The sequence below is a fragment of the Mesorhizobium sp. P171375 genome, from assembly GCF_057786075.1.
On sequence record NZ_JBYNWF010000001.1, the window covers coordinates 6008505 to 6029870 of the forward strand.

Here is a 21366-nt window from a genome sequence, read left to right on the forward strand (position 1 = left end):
TCCCTTATAAAACCGCCTCGGCATGCGGCAGGACCTGCCGCGGCAAAGGTACAGAGTATCAGTGCACGGCCAATGATGAGGCGCATCGTTACGCTCCGAACAAGTCTGCATGCGCTGATTGCCGCTCCGCTGCTGACGGCGGCGTGGATGGCTGTTGTCCCGGCTCACGCCGAAGAGGCGCCCTTCATCTCCATCGTCACCGGGCTTGCCCCCGACGATCTGCTCAACATCCGCGCCAAGCCATCGCCGATGGGCAAGACCGAGGCGCGGGTGGCTGCCGGCGCGAGCGTACGCAACCTCGGCTGCAACGACATTGACGGACATCCCTGGTGCAAGATTGTTTCAGACAATCCCAAAGTCACCGGCTGGGCGCCGGCGCGCTATCTCGTTCCGGTCAATCCGGCGACCGTGCCTGAATCCGATCAGCCGGCGGATGCGCCCACTGTCGCCACGGCCACCGATGCTGGCCCGGACGCCACGACGCCGCCCCCACCGCCCGCACCTGCGCCGCCGCCTGACCTGACGCAGCGACTCGGCGGCTCGGATCCAGGCACGCCGAAGTCCGCCGCCGAGATCGGCAGGACCGCGATGGACGATGCCTATGGCATGGCGTTCGCGGCGATCGAGCCCTCCCCTGCTCCACCCGCGCCCGGCATCCCCTGCGCGCGCCATGTCGGCGAGCCGATGACCCAGTGCCAAATAAGCGTCGCCCATACCGGCGGCGACAGCGCCGTGACCGTGACCTGGCCGGACGGCGGCGCGCGCATCATCAGCTTCCATGGCGGCTTGCCAGTCGGCTCCGACTCTGCCGACGAATTCCGCTTCACCCGCGAAGGCAGCTTGAACATGATCCGCATCGGCACCTCCGAGCGCTTCGAGATCACCGACGCCGTGGCGGCCGGGGATTAGGGTTCGGCGCCGTCGCAAACTGGATTCTGCCACGACTGACCATTTGTCGACGCCGGCGCCCGGCAAGATGCGATTTCAAACTTGAAGCGATTGCCCCGTTTGCGAAGCCGCGCGCAATCCCTCATTTTCGGGGTTACATCCGCCAAAACTCTTCCCTATAAGGCCCTCCTAGCCTGATACCAGAATCGCAAGCACAACCGGCCGGGTCTTCCCGTCCCGGTTTTTCGTGCAAGCCGCTCGCCGAACGGAACTCATAACGATGCCAAGACGCACCGACATCAAGTCGATCCTGATCATCGGGGCCGGCCCCATCGTCATCGGCCAGGCCTGCGAGTTCGACTATTCCGGCACCCAGGCCTGCAAGGCGCTGAAGGAGGAAGGTTTCCGCGTCATCCTGGTCAATTCCAACCCGGCCACCATCATGACCGACCCGGAACTGGCCGACGCCACCTATATCGAGCCGATCACGCCGGAGGTCGTCGCCAAGATCATCGCCAAGGAGCGGCCCGACGCGCTGCTGCCGACCATGGGCGGTCAGACCGCGCTCAACACCGCTTTGTCGCTGCGCCGCATGGGCGTGCTCGACCGCTACAATGTCGAGATGATCGGCGCCGATGCCACGGCAATCGACAAGGCAGAGGATCGCGCGCTGTTTCGCGAGGCGATGAAGAAGATCGGGCTCGAAACGCCGAAGTCGATGCTGGCCAACGCCACCGACGTCAAGAACACCGACCGCAAGACGCATGAGGCCGAGCGCGCCGCGCTGAAGGCCGAGGCGCCGGCCGATCTCGATGCCGCGCTCGACGCGCTGGAAACACGCTGGAACCTCGGCGAAGGCGACCGCAAGCAGCGCTACATCAGCCATGGCATGGCGATCGCCGCCCAGGCGCTCGACCATGTCGGCCTGCCCGCCATCATCCGCCCGTCCTTCACCATGGGCGGCACTGGCGGCGGCATCGCCTACAACCGCGCCGAATTCTACGACATCGTCCAGTCCGGCCTCGACGCCTCGCCGACCACCGAAGTGCTGATCGAGGAAAGCGTGCTCGGCTGGAAGGAATATGAGATGGAGGTTGTCCGCGACAAGGCGGACAATTGCATCATCGTCTGCTCGATCGAGAACATCGACCCGATGGGCGTGCATACGGGGGACTCGATCACAGTCGCCCCGGCGCTAACCCTCACGGACAAAGAATACCAGATGATGCGCAACGCCTCGATCGCGGTGCTGCGCGAGATCGGCGTCGAGACCGGCGGCTCCAACGTCCAGTTCGCCGTCAACCCGGCCGATGGCAGGCTGGTGGTTATCGAGATGAACCCGCGCGTCTCGCGCAGCTCTGCCCTCGCCTCCAAGGCGACCGGTTTCCCCATCGCCAAGATCGCGGCAAAGCTCGCCGTCGGCTACACGCTGGACGAGCTGGAGAACGACATCACCGGCGGCGCCACGCCCGCCTCCTTCGAGCCGAGCATCGATTACGTCGTCACCAAAATCCCGCGCTTTGCCTTCGAGAAATTCCCTGGAGCCGAGCCGGTGCTGACCACCGCCATGAAGTCGGTCGGCGAAGTCATGGCCATCGGCCGCACTTTCCAGGAGTCTTTGCAGAAGGCTCTGCGCGGTCTGGAAACCGGCCTGACCGGCCTCGACGAAATCGAAATCCCCGGCCTCGGTCACGGCACTGCGCCCGCCAGTCACGTCGACGACCGCAACGCCATCCGAGCCGCTTTGGGAACCCCTACCCCTGACCGGCTGCGCATGGTGGCCCAGGCGATCCGCATGGGCACCTCGCTGGAAGACGTCCACGCCATGTGCAAGATCGACCCGTGGTTCCTCGAGCAGATCGCCGGCATCCTGGCCATGGAAGCCCGCATCCGCGAGCACGGCATTCCGCAAGATGCCGTCAATCTGCGCATGCTGAAGGCGATGGGCTTCTCCGACGCCCGCCTCGCGTCGCTGACGAACACCGACGCCGAAGTGATTCAAAGGATTCGCGAAAAGCTCGACGTTCATCCGGTTTATAAGCGCATCGACACCTGTGCTGCCGAGTTCGCCTCGCCCACAGCCTACATGTATTCGACCTACGAAGTGCCCTTCGCCGGCGCGCTTGCCAATGAGGCGCAGGTGTCATCGCGCAAGAAGGTCGTCATCCTCGGCGGCGGCCCCAACCGCATCGGCCAGGGCATCGAGTTCGACTATTGCTGCTGCCACGCCGCCTTCGCGCTTCGCGATGCCGGCTATGAAGCGATCATGATCAACTGCAACCCCGAGACCGTCTCGACCGACTACGACACCTCCGACCGGCTCTACTTCGAGCCGCTGACGGCGGAGGACGTGCTTGAGATCCTGCGCGCTGAACAGGCCTCGGGCGAACTGGTCGGCGTCATCGTCCAGTTCGGCGGCCAGACGCCGCTGAAGCTGGCCGACGCGCTGGAGAAGGCCGGCATCCCGATCCTTGGCACTTCGCCCGACATGATCGATCTCGCCGAAGATCGCGACCGTTTCCAGAAGCTGCTGCACAAGCTCAACCTGACCCAGCCGAAGAACGGCATCGCCTATTCCGTCGAGCAGGCCCGCCTCGTCGCCGGCGAGCTCGGCTTCCCGCTGGTGGTGCGCCCGTCCTATGTGCTGGGCGGCCGCGCCATGCAGATCATCCATGACGAGAGCATGCTGCAGTCCTATCTGCTCGACACCGTGCCCGGCCTGGTGCCGGAGGACATCAAGCAGAAATACCCCAACGACAAGACCGGCCAGATCAACACCCTCTTGGGCAAGAACCCGCTGCTGTTCGACACCTATCTCTCGGGTGCCATCGAGGTCGATGTCGACTGCCTCTGCGACGGCACGGACACATTCGTCTCAGGCATTCTCGAACACATCGAAGAGGCCGGCATTCACTCCGGCGACAGCGCCTGCTCGCTCCCCGTTCACTCGCTGCCTTCGGAGCTGGTCGACGAGCTGGAGCGCCAGACGGCAGCCCTTGCCCGCGCGCTCAATGTCGGCGGGTTGATGAACGTGCAGTATGCGATCAAGGACGGCACGGTCTATGTGCTGGAGGTCAACCCGCGGGCATCGCGCACCGTGCCCTTCGTCGCCAAGACCATCGGCCGCCCCATCGCCAAGATCGCCGCCCGCATCATGGCCGGCGAAAAGCTGGAAGACGCCTTCGCCCATTACGGCGCCATGCCCGATCCGCGCAATCCCGGCCATATCGCGGTCAAGGAAGCCGTCTTCCCCTTCGCCCGCTTCCCCGGCGTCGACATCTTGCTCGGCCCGGAAATGCGCTCGACCGGCGAGGTCATGGGCCTCGACCGCGACTTTGCGCTGGCCTTCGCCAAGAGCCAGCTGGGCGCCGGCGTCGACCTGCCGCGCTCCGGCACGCTGTTCGTCTCGGTGCGTGACGAGGACAAGAAAGGCATATTGCCGGCGGTCAAGCGCCTCGCCGGCCAGGGCTTCAAAGTGATGGCCACATCAGGCACCGCGCGCTTCCTCGCCGAGAACGGTGTCGTAGCGGAGAAAATCAACAAGGTGCTTGAGGGCCGCCCCCACATCGAAGACGCCATCCGCAACCGCCAGGTCCAGATCGTCTTCAACACCACGGACGGCCAGAAGGCGGTGTCGGACTCGAAATCGCTGCGCCGCGCGACGCTGATGCAGAAGGTGCCGTATTACACGACGCTGTCGGGAGCGGCCGCAGTGGCCGAGGCGATTGCGGCGCTGAAGGCAGGGAGCCTGGAGGTTCGGCCGCTGCAGGAGTATTTTGCGTGAGGCAATCAACGTCCCGCGATTTTACACTAGAGAGATTCGAAGAGCCATATTCATAAGGCCGGCCCTTGGGGGAACTCAATCGGAGCCGCAGCCCTTGCGAAATATTCTTGTTCGTTCTCCACCTCAATCGATCGCCCGGCTAGCTAACACTACCATTGTCATTTAAATAATTCTGGCAATTCCGGCGTTTCAACGGTGGGGGTTTGAATGCGCATAAGACGAGTACACATTCAAAACTTCCGGGGTATTCGACTCACGGAACTACCGAATCTGGATGATCTTGTTGTTCTCGCCGGTCAAAATGGTTCCGGAAAATCATGCGTCCTAGATGCGATCCGCCTCGTTAAATCAGTGTATGGTGGCTACCAGCCAAACGAGACTCAGCAGTGGTTCGGCGAATTTCAAATTAATTTCTCGAATGACCCCGCCGCGTTTACCTCTCTATTTAACAATCCAGCAAAACCTCTTGTTATACAGATAGACATAGAAATTCACGAAGATGAAAGACGCTATCTTAAAGAAAATGCCGAAGCATTAATTACTGATCAAGCGTGGCGAGCTGTCGTTCCCGAGCTTTATGGATGGCGATCTCTAAATGCGGCACCTTTCACGGCGCAATTTCGCAGCAGAGAACCAGATGTGAAGAAACAAGCAAATAAGGACATAAAGCTTTTTCAGAAGGAAATCGATCTAAATCATATTACGGCGGCAATAAAAATCAGCCCGAACAAGCAACCGCAATTCAACCCTTCCAAAGTATTAGAGCTCGTTTTCAGCACATTTGATATTAGGCACTTTGGTATCATTGATTATCACGGACCTCATCGTATCTACGGACGAGAAGTAATAAACTCAATAAATGTAAACCTAGATGCTATAAATGAGCAGAAGAAGCAAAGCACTCTATATAATTACAATGCAAAATATAGTAACATTAAAAGTGAGATGGCCGCACTATACGTGAGAGAGGCTCTATCAGAAAAGTCTGGATCGTTCGTTGATAGAACGAAATCAATAACAGACGTTTTGAAAGAGCTATTTATTACCTTCTTTCCAGATAAGGAATTTTTAGGGCCTCAACCAACTGCGGAAGGGAGCTTAAGGTTTCCAGTTAGAATCGGAGGGCGCGAGAGCCATGACCTGGATGAGTTGAGCTCTGGAGAAAAAGAGATACTCTATGGGTATCTCAGACTTAGAACTTCAACGCCAAAGAATTCTATTATACTTCTTGATGAGCCAGAGCTGCATCTCAATCCTAGGTTAACAAGAAATCTTCCAGATTTCTACCACCGGCATCTTGCAAAGGCTCTCGGAAATCAAGTGTGGCTAGTGACTCACTCTGATGCGATCCTCCGTGAGAGCGTCGGAAAGGCCGGCGTATCGGTTTTTCATATTACGCCAAGCGCATACGCCTCTAAACGTACTAGTCAGGCAACTTTAATCCGTGCAGATCAGGATCTTGAACGCGCGGTCATCGATCTGGTTGGAGATCTGGCCGCGTATAATCCTGGTGGTAGGATTGTAATATTTGAAGGCGAAGATTCCGATTTCGACCTGCGGATGGCATCGGAGCTGTTTCCCGAACTTCCCAGCAAGGCCAATCTTATATCTGGAACAAATAAACACCGAGTGAGAGGGCTACATGTTCTTCTCGAGAAGTTATCAAATTCAGGCAAATTGCCTCCTTCGCGCATATTCTCAATAGTTGACAGGGACTCCGACGCCACCAAGGATACCTCGTTGAACAATAGACTCACATGGAATGCTTACCACATCGAGAACTACCTTGTTGATCCGAAATATATACGGATGGTTTTGACCGACTTAGTCGGTCATGACAATACGCTTTCGGAATTGGAGGTGGAAGAGGAGCTGAAAAGTTGCGCTACTGAGACGGTGAGTTCTTTGGTGGTCCATCAAGTTTCAACCTCAGCAAACGACAAGATTGTTTCCGCATTGATGCTTCGGGTTGATCCACAGTCTCCAGATGTTGCAATTGCTGTGGCAGATGCAATTAGGCACTCCCGCGACAGGATTAATGCGCTTGTTTCGGACTCACTATCCGATGTGGCGCTAAATTTACTAGCAAGCTCGATCTCCAGGTCTCTTCTGGAGGACATCCAATCCGGTAGATGGAAACTATCATTTCGAGGGCGTGACATTCTCAAGCGTTTTGTGGGCCGGCATGGGAACGGTGTTAAATACGACCAATTCAGGAATTTGATCATTTCTAGGATTAGAGATCACGCGTATCGACCCCCGGGGATGGCAGCGGTCATCGATCAGTTGATGGTCCCAAAACCATTGTAGATGGGCAACACAGGTGGGCGGCATATGCGTAGACACTATTCCTTCCGGTTCTGGGGAACAGAGAGAACCATTACTTCTTACGCCGTCTGCCCAACTCACCCCACCGCCACGCACTCGATCTCGATATCGAACTCCATCGGCCATGACGCCACCGGCACGAAGGTGCGCGAGGGCGGGTTTTCGGGGAAGTGCCTGGCGTAGACGCGGTTGATGGCGTTGTAGAAGCCGGCATTGGCGGCGTAGATGCGCACCATCAGCACATTGTCGAGCGAGCTTCCCGCCGCTTCGAGGCAATGGCGCAATGCCCTGAGCGATGCCTCGGTCTGCACCTCGATGTCGCCCTTGACCAGTTTGCCGGTCGCGAGATCGAGCGGTGGCGTGCCGGAGACGAAGACCAGCCCGGCGCCCTTGGTCACCAACGACAGCGGCACGCCCAGCGCCCGCACCGCCGCCGACAGTACCGGCACTTCGATGATTTCTTTTTTCACGGTGGTGCTCCCTTTGTTGGACAGGCTGGCGCCAAGCCCCCTCACCCGCCCTCCGCTTCGCTCGGGCGACCTCTCCCCGAGGGGAGAGGAGACTTTTGGCGCCGGCGCCACCCTCTTCTCCCCAGCGGGGAGAAGGTGGCCGCGAAGCGGCCGGATGAGGGGGCCTGCGCCGATTCTGCGATTGCTTGGAGACTACACTGTCACCTCGCAAACGCTAACGGACGCAAGTCGCTCACCCCTGCCCCGGATACGGCGTGCCGTCCTTATGCAGAAACCGGCCGTCCGAACTCGGGCTCATCATGTCGATGTCAGAGCAGGTGATGACATCGTCGGGAGAGCGCGAGCCGACTTCGAGATAGCGCGCTGTCATCGTCGAGCGGTTGATCATGTGATGGCCGTTGCCGCTGTTTTTGGCAAAGGTCGCACAGTCGCCAGCCTTGAGCAGCGTCTCGCCGCCATCCTCGACCAGCACCAGTTCGCCTTCCAGCACATAGACGAGCTCGTCCTCATGGCTGTGCCAATGCCGCTGGCTCGACCAGCCGCCGGGCGGGAGGGTCATCAGGTTGACGCCGAAATCGGTGAGGCCGCCGGCATCGCCGAGGCGCTTGCGCGTGCGGTCGGCGCAAGGAGCGTCGAAGGGCGCGGGGTAGCCGGAGCCTTTGCGGACGGGCACGGTGGACAGGTCGATCTTGGGCATTCACTCCTCCTCGATTCCGCATCGCCCGCGCACAGGGCGGGCCATCAGATGTCAGCGCTGCCCCTCATCTGCCTGCCGGCATCTTCTCTCCGTATAGTGACGGGGAGAAGGGGCTTGACCGCAGCGCCGGCACGCTTTCTGCAACGCTGGTGATTGGCGAAACCATCGGCGCAGGCTTCTTTCTCCCCGTCACTATACGGGGAGTTGAGGAATGGTCCGCGAAGCGGACGAAAAGCCAACTGCTTGGCTTTTCGAATGACGAACGTCCGGCAGGGCAATGAGGGGCGGCGCCGGCGCCTAGTGAGCTGAAACGATGCAGGGGCACGAGCACCCCACCCTGCTCTCAGTGGCAGCACGCCTCGCCATACTGCAGCTGCTCATGCCAGTTCGGCCGGCCCTCAGGCGTGAAATCCATCAGGTTCCACAGGGTCTCGCAGGTGCCGATGCCGCGCGGATCCTGGCCGGGCTCCGTCGGCGCGAAATCCAGTTCCGAACTCCAGAAATGGCGGATGCCGTCCGCGTCACGATGAAACACCGACAGCAGCGGGATCTGCGCGCCGTCGGCACCCTCGGCATTGTAGTCGCGCTTGAAGCTGTTGCCGGCGGAAGACACCAATCGCATGTTGCGCCAGCCCCTGTCGCGGCCAAGCGTGAGCAGGTTTTCGAGCGCGGTCTTGCCCACCACCGCGAAATTGAAGCCGGCCGCCTGGAGATGCCCGACCGCGCCGTCGAACTGGTCGAGCAGCGCCGTGCAGGACGGGCATGGCTGATCCTGCCGCGCAAGCTTGGCCGTGCCGCCGCTGGTGGCTACCTCGCGCTTCTCCTGCGGATGGCGCGGAAACATCATGTTGTAAAGGATGAGCGAGTCCTTGCCGGGCGCGAACAGCTCGGACAGTTTTATCGTCGCCGGCCTGCCTTCGGCATCCAGCCCGTCGAACTCATAGTCCTGGCGGATCAGCCCGCCCGGCGGCAGCGCGCGCCGTGCCTCGGCGACCTCCTCCATCACACGGCGCAGCTCGATTTCCTTGCGCAGCAGTTTTTCGCGGGCGGTGCGGTATTTCGCGGATTCATTGGGAAAGGTGATCATGACCGGCTCCTTCAGGTCGTCGCGCCGGCGTCCTGGCGCGGATTGCTTTACGATCCAAGGACGAGCCAACTCGACTGGTTCCGACATTCTTGATCCGGGAAACGAGCCCGCCTTGCCGTATTCTTCCCGTCAGCTAGATCTCTGGGATCAGGGGAGCATATATGCGCGAGCAAAGCACCGACGAGATCGACCTGCGCTGTCCGCAGATCGTTGCCGACAACGCAGCCAAGGGCCTGCGGCTGCGCAAGCAATTCGGGCGCGGCGGCACCGAGATCGGCGTCACGCGCGCCACCGAACTGAAGAACCGCGAAAAGCTGGCGCCATCCACCATCCGCCGCATGGTCAGCTATTTCGCCCGCCACGAGATCGACAAGCGCGGGAAGAACTATGGCAACGAGGATAATCCGTCGGCCGGCACTATCGCCTGGCTGCTGTGGGGCGGCGACGAGGGCCGCGCCTGGGCGCTCGAGCTTAAAAAGAAGATCGGCAATGCGCCTGATATCTGAAGCGACTGGCGGGCCCCAAACCCCCGCCTGGGACCCGCCAAGGAGTGGCTGAACACATGCCGGTGCAGCCCCTCCACATCTGCCAGTCGTCGATCCGCCATCGGCCGAAAGGCATGGATGGTGAGGTAGCATCCGGTTGCAGCGGCCTATGTGAAGCAGTTCACAATCCGGAGGTTTTCAACAGCCGCTTTAGCCTTCCCAAGGGACTTGAATCATTCCCAGCCGCTCGTAGAGCCTGAGCGCTGCGGCGTTCTCGACCGTGTTGGTCTTGAGGTCGACATGGGGCGCGCCTCGATCGCGAAAGGCATTGAAAGCCTGCCACATCAGCGCTTCGCCAATGCCTTTGCCGCGCGCCTCGGGGTGAACGGCGAGGTCCTTGACGAAGGCCCTCGTCCAGCACAGCGCTGCCGCCGCCAGCCGTCCCTTGGCGTCGATGACCAGGAAACACAGCGCCGGGTCGAATTCGGCATCGCCTGAGATACGCGGCCACCATTCGTCGAATGGGCCATCGGTGCCGTCATCGAACACCTCGGTCAAAAGCGCATGCAGGGGTTGCGCGTCGCCATGTTCGAAGCAGCGCATGGCAAAGCCGTCCGGCCAGTGCGGTGCAACGAGTGTCTCGTCGAGGATCTTGCGCAGCCGGATGTCGTTTGGAGCCGGCGGCCGCGGTTCAGGCATGGCGCTCAGGCGTCGGGCTGCAGCCGGCGGCGCCTGCGGTCGACACCGAGGCCGGTCGCCTCGAGGAGGCCTTTGCGCTTGGCGTCGAAATAATAGCCGGTCTGGTAGAGCCAGTCGGCCTTCCTGGCGTTGCCGTCGGCACACAGCCAGGCGCCGCGCAGATATTTGACCGCGTATTTCAGATTGGTCTCGGCGTCGAACAGGCCCTTGGCCGGCCCGTCATAGCCCATGCCGCGCGCCGTCGCGTGCTTGATCTGCATCAGGCCCCAATGGCCGTTATTGTAGGCCTTGGGATTGTAGGTGCTTTCGCGGTTGACGACATGGCGCACCAGATCGACCGGCACCTCGTAGAGTGCGGCATATTTCTGGATCAGCTGGTCGATGTCGCCGCGCATGCCGGTCGTACGCTCTTCTGCTGGCGCGGAGCTGAGCGGGGCGGCCGGGAACTGCACCAGGGCAGCCGGATTCTGCGGCCCGACATAGGCCACCTGCTGCACGCCGGGCAAGGTTTTCTCGCCACCCTTGGCGGTCGCCGGCATGACAAACCCGGCGGTCGTGTATGTCTCAGCAGTGAGTGGCTGCCCGGCTTTGGCAGGTGCCGGCGCTTGCCAGGCATTGGCGGTCATTGCGGCGGGCATGGCTGCCACCGTCGGCGTCGCGCCGGCAAAAGCCGCTGTCGCGGCAGCTGGCTGCGCGGCGGCATCGAGTGCCGGCGTGGCGGGTGTCGCTTCGGCCGCCTGGACGGGTGTAACCCCTGAGGATTGCGGCAGCACCGAAACCGTGTCGGGCAGCGGCACGGTGAAGCCGGCATCGCTGCCGGCGGCGGTAGCGGTTTCGGTCAGCGCAGGCGTAGCCTTCATCTGCGAGGTCGATTGGCAGCCGCTGAGTGCTGCGGCGCCGACGATCACACAGATCGCAATAAGGTTGAATTTTGCTGGCAAGCCGCGCGGGTCCGGTTTGTCGGGTTGTTAAGAAGTCCTTACACCAGCGATTCCTGGTGAGCAATCGGGGCTATCCGGTGGTTTTCGGGTGGCAAGAGCTAGGCCCAGATGCCATATTGTTCTGCATATGTACCGGTCGGTATGCCGGTTTTCGCCACTTTGCGGAAAGGAGCGCATCATGGAAACGACATCTTCGATCACAGCCGGCCACGCAGTGTTAGAAACAGTGATCGGCTTCATGGGCATCGCCTGGAGCGAAAAGGGCCTGATCCGGCTCTGCCTGCCCGAAAAGAGCCGCGAAGCGGTGGAGCGCCGGCTGATGCGCCATGCCGGCGTCTCAGGCAATACTGGGCAGCCGCAATGGGTCGTCGAACTGATCGCCTCGATCAAGGCTTATGCCTCAGGCGAGGACGTCGATTTCTCCGGCGTGCCGGTCGATTTGGACGGCGTCGACGACTTCCGCCTCGCCATCTACGACGCGGCGCGAAAGCTTGGTTATGGCGAAACCACCACCTATGGCGAACTGGCCAAGCGCGCCGGCCAGCCCGGCCTGCCGCGCGAAACAGGAGCAGCGCTTGGCGCCAACCCGGTGCCGCTCGTCATTCCCTGCCACCGCATCCTGGCCGCGGGCGGCAAGATCGGCGGCTTCTCGGCGCCCGGCGGCTCGGCCACCAAGGAAAAGATGCTGGGCATGGAAGGCGTGCGCGTCGGCCCGCCACCTCCGGCGCAGGTGTCGTTCGGGTTCTGAAAAATCAGAACCCGAACCACTTAGTGGCGCCGCAGGAACCGCCGGTGGAAATGGTCGTTCTCGATCCGCTTGCAGAGATAGACCGGGCAGGATTCGGTATCGGCGCTCGGCACATAGGCGCGTTTCCTGACCTCGCCGATATTGCAGAATTGCTGGCTCTGCACGTAGCGGTCGAAGAGCGGCAGCCCCGGCACGCGCCTGGACTGATAGCGCAGGATCACCGCGCCCTGGCGGGCGATCGTGCCCTGCACCCTGTCGCAGCTCATACGAGTGGGGTCGTAGCGCGAAATCGCCTGCGCTTCGGCGGCCGCCAGCGTCAGGCAGACAGCCAGCAGAATGGTTTTCACGACGGTTTTCATGGTTGTCTCCCAAAACCGGACTAACGCCGTGGGGCGCCCCGATCTTCCCGATTGCTCAACGCTTTCATGCGATTGGGGCGGCCTTTGGGCGGCGCCGCGGCGGCGCCATTTTTCGAGCCATCTTGTTTTTGGTGCAAAACCCGCCTATATCAGGTCCATTGATATTTCGGCCGATCGATCCGGGCCTCGCGATCTTCGCGTTTGCTGACGTCTATCTCCAAAATCTCGATACACACCGGCTGAACCTCGGTTCGGTCAAACCAAAGCAAATGCGAGGACTATTTATATGGCAACTGGTACGGTCAAGTGGTTCAACGCCACCAAGGGCTTCGGCTTCATTCAGCCTGATTCGGGCGGCGCGGACGTTTTCGTCCACATCTCCGCTGTCGAGCGCGCTGGACTGTCGACCCTGGTCGAAGGCCAGAAGATCAACTTCGAGATCGAGCAGGACCGCCGCACTGGCAAGTCGTCCGCTGGTTCTCTGAGCAAGGCAGCCTGATTTTGCAAACAGCGCGCGCCGGACGAGAGTTCGGGGCGCGCGGCAAGTCACGGATGTACTGACAGTCGCGCGAGAAGCGCGCCGGAGTGGAAAGACCCGACCAGCTGGATCAGCAGATAGCTGCCAGCCCGGACTTAAAGCTCCCGATCAGGCTACCGAAAATGGGAAGGCGGGATTTATCCCGCCTTTTTGTTTGTCTGGGGTTCAGACAATACAGCGTCCTTCTCCCCGTTCACGGGAGAAGTGCCCGGCAGGGCGATGAGGGGCAGCGCCGACGCGGAAGGACTGCCCCGTCACCAGACCAATTATGAAAGCCGGCGCCGCCCCTCATCTGGCTGCCGCCACCTTCTCCCCGTGAACGGGGAGAAGGACGCTCCTCTTTAACGCCGCAGATGCAACGGCACCACCTTGTTGTCCGTGCCCAGCAGCGCCTCGATCGATAGCGGCTCCTGGTTGAAGATCGTACCGGCTAATGCCGGGCGGCCAAGATGAAACCCCTGCAGCAGGTCGACACCGCCATCCAGCGCGACGCGCAGATGCACGGATTGCTCGATGCCTTCGACCAGCACCTTGGCGCCGCGATCGTGCAGCGACGAGACAAGCGGCCGGAAGAAGCGTTCGGCGGCAGTGTGGCGACAGAATTCGGCGAACCAGCCGCCGTCGATCTTGACGATGTCAGGTTGAAGCAGGCTCATCCGCTCGGCGGTCGAATGGCCGGTACCGAAATCATCGATGGCGACGCGAACGCCGTGGCGCCGTATCTCGCGCACCAGCGGGGCCAGCACATGATCGTCGGCGGCCTGCTCGGTGATTTCGCAGACCAGCATGCCGGCATGCAGGTCGAGATCGCCGAGATGCCGGGTCATCAGCCGGATCTCGGCCAGCGCCCGCCCGAGATGATCGTTGATCATCGGGTTGTAGTTGAAGAACAGGTCGAGCCCATCGACGCCGATGTTGCGGAAGTTTCTCAGATGCAGCATCCGGCACATCGTCTCGACAAACAGGCGGTCGCCTGCCGCGATGCTGTCGAAGAACACGGCCGGCGCAACCGGCATGGCAGCGCGGTGCGGTTCGATCAGCGCCTCGACGGCGACCGCGGCCAACGCGCCGCCGCGTGGCGCAAAGATCGGCTGGTAGGCGCTCTTCAACCGGAACGCGCCATAGACGCCATATTCGATACCGACCTCGTCGGCGAAGATCGCTTCGCCGACGACACGCCGCCGCTCGCGCTGCCCGGTCATGGCCCGGTCCTGCGCCCGAACACCCTGCCCGGCCGCGCTGTAGCGGTTCGGCCGGCAGGCGCCTTGACTGGCTCGGTCGCCGCGACAGGTGGCTGCGCATCCTTGCCGAAAACGCGAAAACTGGTCGGCGCCAGTTCCGGCTTCGCCAGCACGAAACCCTGCACCATCGAGGCGCCCGATTTCTCGGCGAGTTCAAGTTGCCAGCCCTCCTCGATGCCCTCGAACACGGTGCGGATGCCTTGCTGTTCGAAGTTCGTCACCATGGTGGTCAACAGGGCGAAGCCGGCGCCTGACTCCATCAGCTGCGTGATCCAGTGCGCATCGAATTTGACGATGTCCGGCTTGAGTTCCTTGATGCGATTGATGTCGGATTCATCGGCGCCATAGTCGTCAACGGCGATGCGGAAGCCATTAGCCCGCAGCGCCTCGACGAAGCTGTAAAGCGTTTCCTGCGACGCCGACCTCTGCTCGGTCACCTCGCACACGATGCGGCGCGGATCGATCCCCACCTCGTGCAGCACCAGGCGCATGTCGCGCAGCGCGTTGTCGACGACGGAGCGTTCGGTGAACACCGACGGGTCGAAATTGACGAAGATCGAGGCCTCTTGTGGCAGGCAGGCGCCGGCGTTGAGCAAATGCAGCGTGCGCGTCAGCGCCTCGATATGCAGGCGGTCGCCGGCCGGACAGGTCGAGAAAAAATTCATCGGCGATTGCGGCTCGCCGTCGCGAAACGGCCGGATCAACCCTTCGAACGCCACCACCGACAATTTGCCCTCTTTGAAGGCGAAGATCGGCTGGAAGGCGCTCTGCAGGGTGTAGAGGCCCCAGACACCTGAAGAGGTGCCGTCATCGTTACGAATGATGTGGGCAAGCCCGATGCTGCGCGACAAGGGTCCCTCGCTCCGCGAGACAGGCGAAATGGCTGGCGATCCTGCCGTCAAAGGTTTTAGCGGCCGTTGATGAATTTATTCTTGCCGCGGATGCGCTCTGTGGATTGCTTCACACGAACGAGGAGAAATCCCGGCGCAGGCGCTGTCCCAAAGCCGATCTTCACACCTCCTTGACCCCTGGCTCATCCGACAATGCTTGCACTTGGCGGGTTGATGCGACATGAGAAGCGCCGCAGCTGTTCCCGCTGCGCCGACCCCTCTGGAGATATCTGGTCATGGCCTTTCTTGCCGACGCCCTTTCCCGCGTGAAGCCTTCCGCCACCATCGCGGTGACGCAGAAAGCCCGCGAGCTGAAAAATGCCGGCCGTGACATTATCGGCCTCGGCGCCGGCGAACCGGATTTCGATACGCCCGACAACATCAAGAATGCGGCGATCGAGGCGATACGCCGTGGCGAGACCAAGTACCCGCCGGTATCGGGCATCGTGCCGCTGCGCGAAGCGATCGCCAAAAAGTTCAAGCGCGAGAACAATCTCGACTACAAGCCCGAGCAGACCATTGTCGGCACCGGCGGCAAGCAGATCCTGTTCAACGCTTTCATGGCGACGCTGAACCCCGGCGACGAGGTCATCATCCCCCGCCCCTACTGGGTCAGCTATCCCGAAATGGTGGCGATCTGCGGCGGCACCTCGGTGTTTGCCGACACCTCGATCGACAATGGTTTCAAGCTGACGCCGGCCGTGCTGGAAGAGGCGATCACGCCGAAGACCAAATGGCTCTTGATGAACTCACCGTCGAACCCGTCGGGCGCCGCCTATACGGAGGCCGAGCTGCGCGCGCTGGCCGATGTCCTGCTGAAGCATCCGCATGTTTGGACGCTGACCGACGACATGTACGAGCACCTGACCTATGGCGATTTCGTCTTCAAGACCATCGCCGAGGTCGAGCCGAAGCTCTATGACCGCACGCTGACCATGAACGGCGTCTCGAAAGCCTATGCCATGACCGGCTGGCGCATCGGCTATGCCGCGGGTCCGGTGCAGCTGATCAAGGCAATGGACATGATCCAGGGCCAGCAGACCTCCGGCGCCTGCACCATCGCGCAGTGGGCCTCGGTCGAGGCGCTCAATGGGCCGCAGGATTTCGTCGCCAGGAACAAGGCGATTTTTCAAGGGAGGCGCGATCTCGTCGTGTCGATGCTCAACCAGGCGCGCGGCATAAGCTGCCCGTCGCCCGAAGGCGCCTTCTACGTCTATCCGTCCTGCGCCCAGCTGATCGGCAAGAAGACCAAGGCCGGCAAGGTGATCGACACCGACGAAGCCTTCTGCTCCGAACTGCTCGAAGCCGAGGGTGTCGCGGTGGTGTTCGGCTCGGCCTTCGGCCTCGGCCCCAACTTCCGCATCTCCTACGCCACGTCGGAGACGCTGCTGGAGGAAGCCTGCACGCGGATCCAGCGCTTTACGGCATCGCTGACCTGATCAGGCCAGCCTGAAACAGAAAACCCGGCGTCACGCCGGGCTTTTTGTTGGCGCCTCATGCCTCTTGCTCCGGCATAGGCGGTGGCGAAGCGTTCGTGCATGCCGTTTCGCCCACCATGCGCTCAGCCGCCATATTGTTCAGGGGTTACCGCTTCCATCCAATCGGCATGGACGCCGTCCAGCGCCTCCTGCATGGCGACATGGGTCATCGTCGTCTTCGGACCTGCACCGTGCCAGTGCTTCTCACCGGGCTCGAACGAGATGACGTCGCCGGCCCTGATCTCCTGGATCGGCCCGCCCCATGTCTGCGCAAGGCCGGCGCCCGCGGTGACATAGAGCGTCTGGCCGAGCGGATGCGTGTGCCAGTGGGTGCGCGCGCCGGGCTCGAAGCTGACCAGCGTGGCGCGCAGCCGCGCCGGCGCTTGCCTCTCGATGATCGGTGTCTGCAGCACGCGGCCGGTGAAATACTTCTCCGGCGCGATGATGGTCGGCACGCTGCCACAGGCAATGATCTTCATCTGGCGATCCTCAATCCGGCAAACCCTACCCCCTGCCTATCACCCCAGCCGCGGCCAGAACAGGCCGGCTCGGCCGCGATAGGCCTGATAGTCGCCGGCAAGCGGTGTACGCGAAAATTTCTTCTCTTCGTCGAGCGCGGCAAACACATAAAGGATGGCGATCCCGGCGACCGGCACCACCGCCCAGATCGACCACGTCGCGATCCCCCATCCGATCCAGAAGATGATGTAGGACGTATAGAACGGGTGGCGGACATAGCCGTAAGGGCCGTCGGTCAGCAGGCTGTGGGGATCGTCGGACGCGAAGATGAAGCGTAGCCGCGCCTTGCGCGACGTGACAATCGCCCACCAGAACAGGGCAGAGCTCGCCAGTTCGACGGCAAGTCCGGTGAGCTTTGCCGAAACCGGCTGCGATTGGATCCACAGTATGGCGAGAAAGAACAGCGCTGTGGCGATGACCGCCGCCGATATCGTCATGGCGCCTGGAGACATGGCCTGCGGTTGGAAATGCGCCCGCATCGACCAAACATACTGGCCAATCGTCGCGATGCTGAAGATCGAGACAAGAAGATCGAGAACTGGTTCCATTGTCGGGATTCCGCGGTGGTTGCCATGGAGCCGGTGGGCACGCCGATGGTCGATTTCTAGAAATCCTTTCTTAACCACATGTTTAAAGAACATATAGAGCCCGCGATGCGATGTTGGCCTTCAGGCAAATCTGAAGGTCTAATCCAGCATGAGCATCACTCACCGCACCATCCGCACGCCGCAGGCCGATTTGCGCCTCAGCCAGTCGTCGGGATCCGGCATGCCCATCGTCATGATCCATGGCTCAGGCAGTTCGCGCGCCGTGTTTGCCCGTCAGTTCGACAGTCCGCTCGCCGATGCCCATCGGCTGATCGCCTTCGATCTTCCCGGCCATGGCGAGTCATCGGATGCCCGCGACCCGGCAACCGCCTACACGATTACCGGTCTCGCCCAGACCACAGCCCGCCTTCTCGATTCGCTGGGCATCGACCGCGCCATCATCTTCGGCTGGTCGCTCGGCGGCCATGTGGCGATCGAACTCGCCAGCTTTCACCACGCGGTGAACGGCCTGGTTCTGACCGGGGCGCCGCCGGTGTCGAGGGGACCGCTCGGCATGCTGCGCGGCTTTCACGCCAATTGGGACATGCTGCTCACCTCCAAGAAGGTCTACTCCGAACGCGACATCGAGCGCTTTGAGGCGCTTTGCTTCGGCGACACCGCCAGTCCGTCGTTCCGTGAAGCCATAAGGCGCACCGACGGCAGGCTGCGCGCCGGCGTGGCGCGCAGCATGTTTGCCGGCAAGGGCGCCGACCAGAAACAGGTGGTCGAACACGCCCCGTTCCCGGTCGCGGTGATCAATGGAGAGCATGATCCGCTGGTGCGGCTGAGCTACTTCGAGACGGTGGCCTATGCCTCGCTGTGGGAACAGTGCCATGTCATCCCGGACGCCGGCCATGCACCTTTCTGGGAACGCCCAAACCTGTTCAACCCGCTGTTGTCGCGCTACACCGAAACGGTGGTGAAGCAGAGTGCAGCCACGCCGGCGCGGCGAAGCCAGGGCCGCTGAAAACTTTCCGACAAGTTTTCTAATCCCGCTTCCCGCCCTCTCCGCCTGACGGCGGCGCACGCCGATTTCTATTTTCCTTGCCCTACCGCCTAACCCGTGGGACGATGGGTTTGGGCAGGTGGCTAAATGAAAACAACCCCGCCCGCGACGGTCGAACAGGCCGGCCGCCGCTCCAAACAGGGTGCGATCGGCGCAAAACCGTTTCCACTTTTGCTGATCGTACTCCAAGGCCAACGCCTGAGTGGAGGTCAGCCATGGGTACTCGCGCCGGAGGACGACGCACGGGACCGAAATGCATTGCCATAGTCGGTCCCTTTGCAAGCGGTAAGACGACACTTCTCGAAGCCATCCTCGCCCGCACGGGCGCCATCCCCCGCCAAAATCCCGTTTCATCGGGAAGCACCGTTTCCGATCATTCGCCCGAGGCGCGGGCGCACGCCATGAGCGTCGAGGCGACCTTTGCCACAACCGAATTCATGGGCGAGCAGCTCACCGTCGTCGACTGCCCCGGATCGATCGAATTCTCCTTCGAGGCCGAGCCGGTGCTGGCCGCCTGCGACCTCGCCGTGGTCGTCGCCGAGGCCGACGAGAAGAAGATCCCTGCCTTGCAGCTCATCATGCGCAAGCTCGATGATCTCGGCGTGCCGCGCATCCTGTTCCTCAACAAGGTCGACAAGGCGATCGCCGGCGTGCGCGACACGCTGAAGATGCTGCAGCCGACGAGCGCGGCGCCGCTGCTGCTGCGCCAGATTCCGTTGCGCAAGGACAATGTGGTGATCGGTTCGATCGACCTGGCGCTGGAGCGCGCCTACATCTACCGCGAATATGCCGAAAGCCAGGTCGCCGAGATTCCGGGCGACGAAAAGGCGCGCGAGCTGGAAGCCCGCTTCTCCATGCTGGAGACGCTCGCCGATCACGACGACCAGCTGATGGAGCAGTTGCTGGAGGAGATCGAACCGCCGAAAGACGCGGTCTTCGACGATCTGTCCGCCGACCTGCGCGCCGGCGTCATAACGCCGGTGCTGATCGGCACCGCCGAAAAGGGCAATGGCGTGCTGCGTCTGTTGAAGGCGATCCGCCATGACGCGCCGGATGTCGAGGCGACCCGCAAGCGACTCGGCGTCCCGGACGGCAACCAGACTGTCGTCCAGGTGATGAAGACCATCCACACCGCGCATGGCGGCAAGCTGTCTGTGTCACGCATCCTGTCGGGCCAGCTCGCCGACGCCACAGAGCTTTTCCTGTCGAACGGCGAGACGGCGAAGGTCTCCGGCATCTACAAGATGCTCGGCAAGGACCAGTCCAAGCTCACCGCCGCCAAGGCTGGCGACACGGTGGCGCTGGGCAAGCTGGACGAGGTCAAGACCGGCCAGACGTTGAGCTCCACCAAGGGCGGCATCAAGCCGCTGCTTACGCTGACGCCGCCGCAGCCGGTCTTTGCTTTTGCGCTACGGCCCAAGGAGCGCAAGGACGAGGTCAAGATGTCGGCGGCCATCCAGCGCCTGGCCGAGGAAGATCCCTCGCTCACCCTGCGCCACAATCAGGACTCGGCCGAAACCGTGCTGTCCGGCCATGGCGAGATGCATCTGCGGGTCGTGCGCGAGCGGCTGGAAGGCAAGAACCAGATCCCGGTCGAAGGCCACGCGCCTGCCGTCCCCTATCGCGAGACGATCCGCAAGACGGTGCAGCAGCGCGGCCGCCACAAGAAGCAGTCCGGCGGCCATGGCCAGTTCGGCGATGTGGTGATCGAGATCAAGCCGCTTCCGCGTGGTTCCGGCTTCCAGTTCTCGGACACCATCACCGGCGGCGTCGTGCCCAAGACCTACATCCAGTCGGTCGAAACCGGCGTGCGCGATTATCTGAAATCCGGCCCGCTCGGCTTCCCTGTGGTCGACGTTGCCGTCAACCTCTCCGACGGCTCCTACCATGCCGTCGATTCATCCGACATGGCCTTCCAGATGGCAGCCAAACTCGCGATGAAGGAAGGTATGGCGGCGTGCTCACCGGTGCTGCTCGAGCCGGTAATGAAAGTCGAGATCGTCACCCCGTCCGAAGCCACCTCGAAGATCATCGCGCTAATCCCGCAGCGCCGCGGCCAGATCCTCGGCTACGACGCGCGGCCCGACTGGCCGGGATGGGATGTCGTCGAGGCGACCATGCCGCAGGCCGAGATCGGCGATCTGATCATCGAACTGCGCTCGGCGACCGCCGGCGTCGCCAGCTATCGCTGTGCCTTCGATCATATGGCTGAGCTTACGGGGCGTTTGGCCGACGAGGCGATGAACGCCAACGGCAAGGCTGCCTGACAGGCGGTGGCTGATCCGCAAAAAAAACGGCGCCCGGATGATCCGGATGCCGCTACTAATGCGGACCGTCTTCTTGGGAGGAAAACGGCAGGTCCGCCGCATGTATCCGCCGCGCCTGGCGGCACTGGCAGACGAATAGGTTCGGACGCGGTAGCCGCCTGAGCCCGGATCATCCGAGTGATGCCCCCATCTCCCGGACGAACCACACCGCGTCCTATGATCTGCTTAAACGATGAATCGCGCCTGCGACATGTTACCTGAGGTTACATGTCACTGTTACGCGGCAATTCCGGTCGGTTTTTCGCCGGTTGCGGCAGGCCTGAAAACAAAAAAGCCGGATCAACGAAGATCCGG

General features: G+C 61.8%; 19 protein-coding genes. 9 read left to right on the plus strand and 10 right to left on the minus strand.

Annotated elements, in window-relative coordinates; translation table 11 throughout:
• Positions 1 to 72: 72 nt before the first annotated feature.
• The 3 genes from ACYHH6_RS29310 to ACYHH6_RS29320 all read left to right on the plus strand — a co-directional run bounded on the left by ACYHH6_RS29310 (position 73) and on the right by ACYHH6_RS29320 (position 6982).
• Positions 73 to 909: an SH3 domain-containing protein gene (locus ACYHH6_RS29310; RefSeq protein WP_352589737.1), complete on the plus strand. Its 837-nt coding sequence runs from the start codon at positions 73 to 75 to the stop codon at positions 907 to 909.
• Between the two features lie 259 nt (positions 910 to 1168).
• A complete protein-coding gene (carB, locus tag ACYHH6_RS29315) occupies positions 1169 to 4672 on the plus strand; it encodes a carbamoyl-phosphate synthase large subunit (protein ID WP_352589739.1) in 3504 nt (1167 codons plus the stop codon).
• 207 nt (positions 4673 to 4879) lie between these two features.
• Positions 4880 to 6982 (plus strand): AAA family ATPase, encoded by a 2103-nt coding sequence (locus tag ACYHH6_RS29320; protein WP_352589742.1) that lies wholly within the window; start codon positions 4880 to 4882, stop codon positions 6980 to 6982.
• A 95-nt stretch (positions 6983 to 7077) separates the two neighbouring features.
• On the opposite strand, the gene ACYHH6_RS29325 is transcribed toward ACYHH6_RS29320, so the two are convergent.
• The 3 genes from ACYHH6_RS29325 to ACYHH6_RS29335 form a co-directional block, all read right to left on the minus strand.
• Positions 7078 to 7470 carry a RidA family protein gene (locus ACYHH6_RS29325; RefSeq protein WP_352589745.1) on the minus strand — a complete coding sequence of 131 codons (393 nt, stop codon included), beginning with the start codon at positions 7468 to 7470 and terminating at the stop codon, positions 7078 to 7080.
• 232 nt (positions 7471 to 7702) lie between these two features.
• On the minus strand, positions 7703 to 8167 hold the full coding sequence (locus tag ACYHH6_RS29330) for a cupin domain-containing protein (RefSeq protein WP_352589748.1): 465 nt from the start codon (positions 8165 to 8167) through the stop codon (positions 7703 to 7705).
• A gap of 343 nt (positions 8168 to 8510) precedes the next feature.
• Positions 8511 to 9254 (minus strand): DUF899 family protein, encoded by a 744-nt coding sequence (locus ACYHH6_RS29335; RefSeq protein ID WP_352589750.1) that lies wholly within the window; start codon positions 9252 to 9254, stop codon positions 8511 to 8513.
• Between the two features lie 161 nt (positions 9255 to 9415).
• On the opposite strand from ACYHH6_RS29335, the gene ACYHH6_RS29340 reads away from it, so the two are divergent.
• Positions 9416 to 9760 carry a hypothetical protein gene (locus tag ACYHH6_RS29340; RefSeq protein WP_352589753.1) on the plus strand — a complete coding sequence of 115 codons (345 nt, stop codon included), beginning with the start codon at positions 9416 to 9418 and terminating at the stop codon, positions 9758 to 9760.
• Positions 9761 to 9949: 189 nt separating this feature from the next.
• On the opposite strand, the gene ACYHH6_RS29345 is transcribed toward ACYHH6_RS29340, so the two are convergent.
• Entirely contained in the window at positions 9950 to 10438 is a 489-nt protein-coding gene (locus ACYHH6_RS29345; protein WP_352589755.1) for a GNAT family N-acetyltransferase, read from the minus strand.
• A 5-nt stretch (positions 10439 to 10443) separates the two neighbouring features.
• Positions 10444 to 11379, minus strand: coding sequence for a transglycosylase SLT domain-containing protein (locus ACYHH6_RS29350; protein WP_352589758.1), 936 nt, complete (start codon positions 11377 to 11379; stop codon positions 10444 to 10446).
• 178 nt (positions 11380 to 11557) lie between these two features.
• Here ACYHH6_RS29350 and ACYHH6_RS29355 point away from each other — a divergent pair, with 178 nt between their 5' ends.
• Complete coding sequence (locus tag ACYHH6_RS29355; protein ID WP_352589761.1) at positions 11558 to 12127, plus strand: methylated-DNA--[protein]-cysteine S-methyltransferase; 570 nt, start codon at positions 11558 to 11560, stop codon at positions 12125 to 12127.
• A gap of 20 nt (positions 12128 to 12147) precedes the next feature.
• On the opposite strand, the gene ACYHH6_RS29360 is transcribed toward ACYHH6_RS29355, so the two are convergent.
• A complete protein-coding gene (locus ACYHH6_RS29360; protein ID WP_112561170.1) occupies positions 12148 to 12474 on the minus strand; it encodes a hypothetical protein in 327 nt (108 codons plus the stop codon).
• 298 nt (positions 12475 to 12772) lie between these two features.
• Here ACYHH6_RS29360 and ACYHH6_RS29365 point away from each other — a divergent pair, with 298 nt between their 5' ends.
• Positions 12773 to 12985, plus strand: coding sequence for a cold-shock protein (locus tag ACYHH6_RS29365; protein ID WP_015316174.1), 213 nt, complete (start codon positions 12773 to 12775; stop codon positions 12983 to 12985).
• A gap of 380 nt (positions 12986 to 13365) precedes the next feature.
• On the opposite strand, the gene ACYHH6_RS29370 is transcribed toward ACYHH6_RS29365, so the two are convergent.
• A complete protein-coding gene (locus tag ACYHH6_RS29370) occupies positions 13366 to 14226 on the minus strand; it encodes an EAL domain-containing protein (protein WP_352589764.1) in 861 nt (286 codons plus the stop codon).
• The gene (locus tag ACYHH6_RS29375) at positions 14223 to 15116 is read right to left on the minus strand and encodes an EAL domain-containing protein (RefSeq protein ID WP_352589767.1); all 894 of its coding nucleotides are present in this window, start codon (positions 15114 to 15116) and stop codon (positions 14223 to 14225) included. The genes ACYHH6_RS29370 and ACYHH6_RS29375 overlap by 4 nt, the downstream gene beginning before the upstream one ends.
• 275 nt (positions 15117 to 15391) lie before the next feature.
• Between ACYHH6_RS29375 and ACYHH6_RS29380 the strand changes: the two genes are divergently transcribed.
• Positions 15392 to 16594 (plus strand): pyridoxal phosphate-dependent aminotransferase, encoded by a 1203-nt coding sequence (locus ACYHH6_RS29380; RefSeq protein WP_352589770.1) that lies wholly within the window; start codon positions 15392 to 15394, stop codon positions 16592 to 16594.
• A gap of 122 nt (positions 16595 to 16716) precedes the next feature.
• On the opposite strand, the gene ACYHH6_RS29385 is transcribed toward ACYHH6_RS29380, so the two are convergent.
• Together ACYHH6_RS29385 and ACYHH6_RS29390 are read right to left on the minus strand one after the other, a co-directional pair.
• On the minus strand, positions 16717 to 17112 hold the full coding sequence (locus ACYHH6_RS29385; protein ID WP_192257884.1) for a (R)-mandelonitrile lyase: 396 nt from the start codon (positions 17110 to 17112) through the stop codon (positions 16717 to 16719).
• 39 nt (positions 17113 to 17151) lie between these two features.
• Positions 17152 to 17700, minus strand: coding sequence for a methyltransferase family protein (locus ACYHH6_RS29390; RefSeq protein WP_352589773.1), 549 nt, complete (start codon positions 17698 to 17700; stop codon positions 17152 to 17154).
• A 148-nt stretch (positions 17701 to 17848) separates the two neighbouring features.
• Between ACYHH6_RS29390 and ACYHH6_RS29395 the strand changes: the two genes are divergently transcribed.
• Positions 17849 to 18706, plus strand: a complete 858-nt coding sequence (locus ACYHH6_RS29395; protein WP_352589776.1) for an alpha/beta fold hydrolase — start codon at positions 17849 to 17851, stop codon at positions 18704 to 18706.
• Positions 18707 to 18960: 254 nt separating this feature from the next.
• Complete coding sequence (locus tag ACYHH6_RS29400; protein ID WP_352589778.1) at positions 18961 to 21012, plus strand: elongation factor G; 2052 nt, start codon at positions 18961 to 18963, stop codon at positions 21010 to 21012.
• Positions 21013 to 21366 lie beyond the last annotated feature (354 nt).

Bases quoted from the DNA above. Each gene is read 5' to 3' on its own strand.
- ACYHH6_RS29385 (WP_192257884.1), bottom strand. From the start codon at position 17,112: ATGAAGATCATTGCCTGTGGCAGCGTGCCGACCATCATCGCGCCGGAG.
- ACYHH6_RS29345 (WP_352589755.1), bottom strand. From the start codon at position 10,438: ATGCCTGAACCGCGGCCGCCGGCTCCAAACGACATCCGGCTGCGCAAG.
- ACYHH6_RS29330 (WP_352589748.1), bottom strand. From the start codon at position 8,167: ATGCCCAAGATCGACCTGTCCACCGTGCCCGTCCGCAAAGGCTCCGGC.
- ACYHH6_RS29365 (WP_015316174.1), top strand. From the start codon at position 12,773: ATGGCAACTGGTACGGTCAAGTGGTTCAACGCCACCAAGGGCTTCGGC.
- ACYHH6_RS29380 (WP_352589770.1), top strand. From the start codon at position 15,392: ATGGCCTTTCTTGCCGACGCCCTTTCCCGCGTGAAGCCTTCCGCCACC.
- ACYHH6_RS29320 (WP_352589742.1), top strand. From the start codon at position 4,880: ATGCGCATAAGACGAGTACACATTCAAAACTTCCGGGGTATTCGACTC.
- ACYHH6_RS29400 (WP_352589778.1), top strand. From the start codon at position 18,961: ATGGGTACTCGCGCCGGAGGACGACGCACGGGACCGAAATGCATTGCC.
- ACYHH6_RS29340 (WP_352589753.1), top strand. From the start codon at position 9,416: ATGCGCGAGCAAAGCACCGACGAGATCGACCTGCGCTGTCCGCAGATC.
- ACYHH6_RS29335 (WP_352589750.1), bottom strand. From the start codon at position 9,254: ATGATCACCTTTCCCAATGAATCCGCGAAATACCGCACCGCCCGCGAA.
- ACYHH6_RS29395 (WP_352589776.1), top strand. From the start codon at position 17,849: ATGAGCATCACTCACCGCACCATCCGCACGCCGCAGGCCGATTTGCGC.
- ACYHH6_RS29355 (WP_352589761.1), top strand. From the start codon at position 11,558: ATGGAAACGACATCTTCGATCACAGCCGGCCACGCAGTGTTAGAAACA.
- ACYHH6_RS29310 (WP_352589737.1), top strand. From the start codon at position 73: ATGATGAGGCGCATCGTTACGCTCCGAACAAGTCTGCATGCGCTGATT.
- ACYHH6_RS29390 (WP_352589773.1), bottom strand. From the start codon at position 17,700: ATGGAACCAGTTCTCGATCTTCTTGTCTCGATCTTCAGCATCGCGACG.
- ACYHH6_RS29370 (WP_352589764.1), bottom strand. From the start codon at position 14,226: ATGACCGGGCAGCGCGAGCGGCGGCGTGTCGTCGGCGAAGCGATCTTC.
- carB (WP_352589739.1), top strand. From the start codon at position 1,169: ATGCCAAGACGCACCGACATCAAGTCGATCCTGATCATCGGGGCCGGC.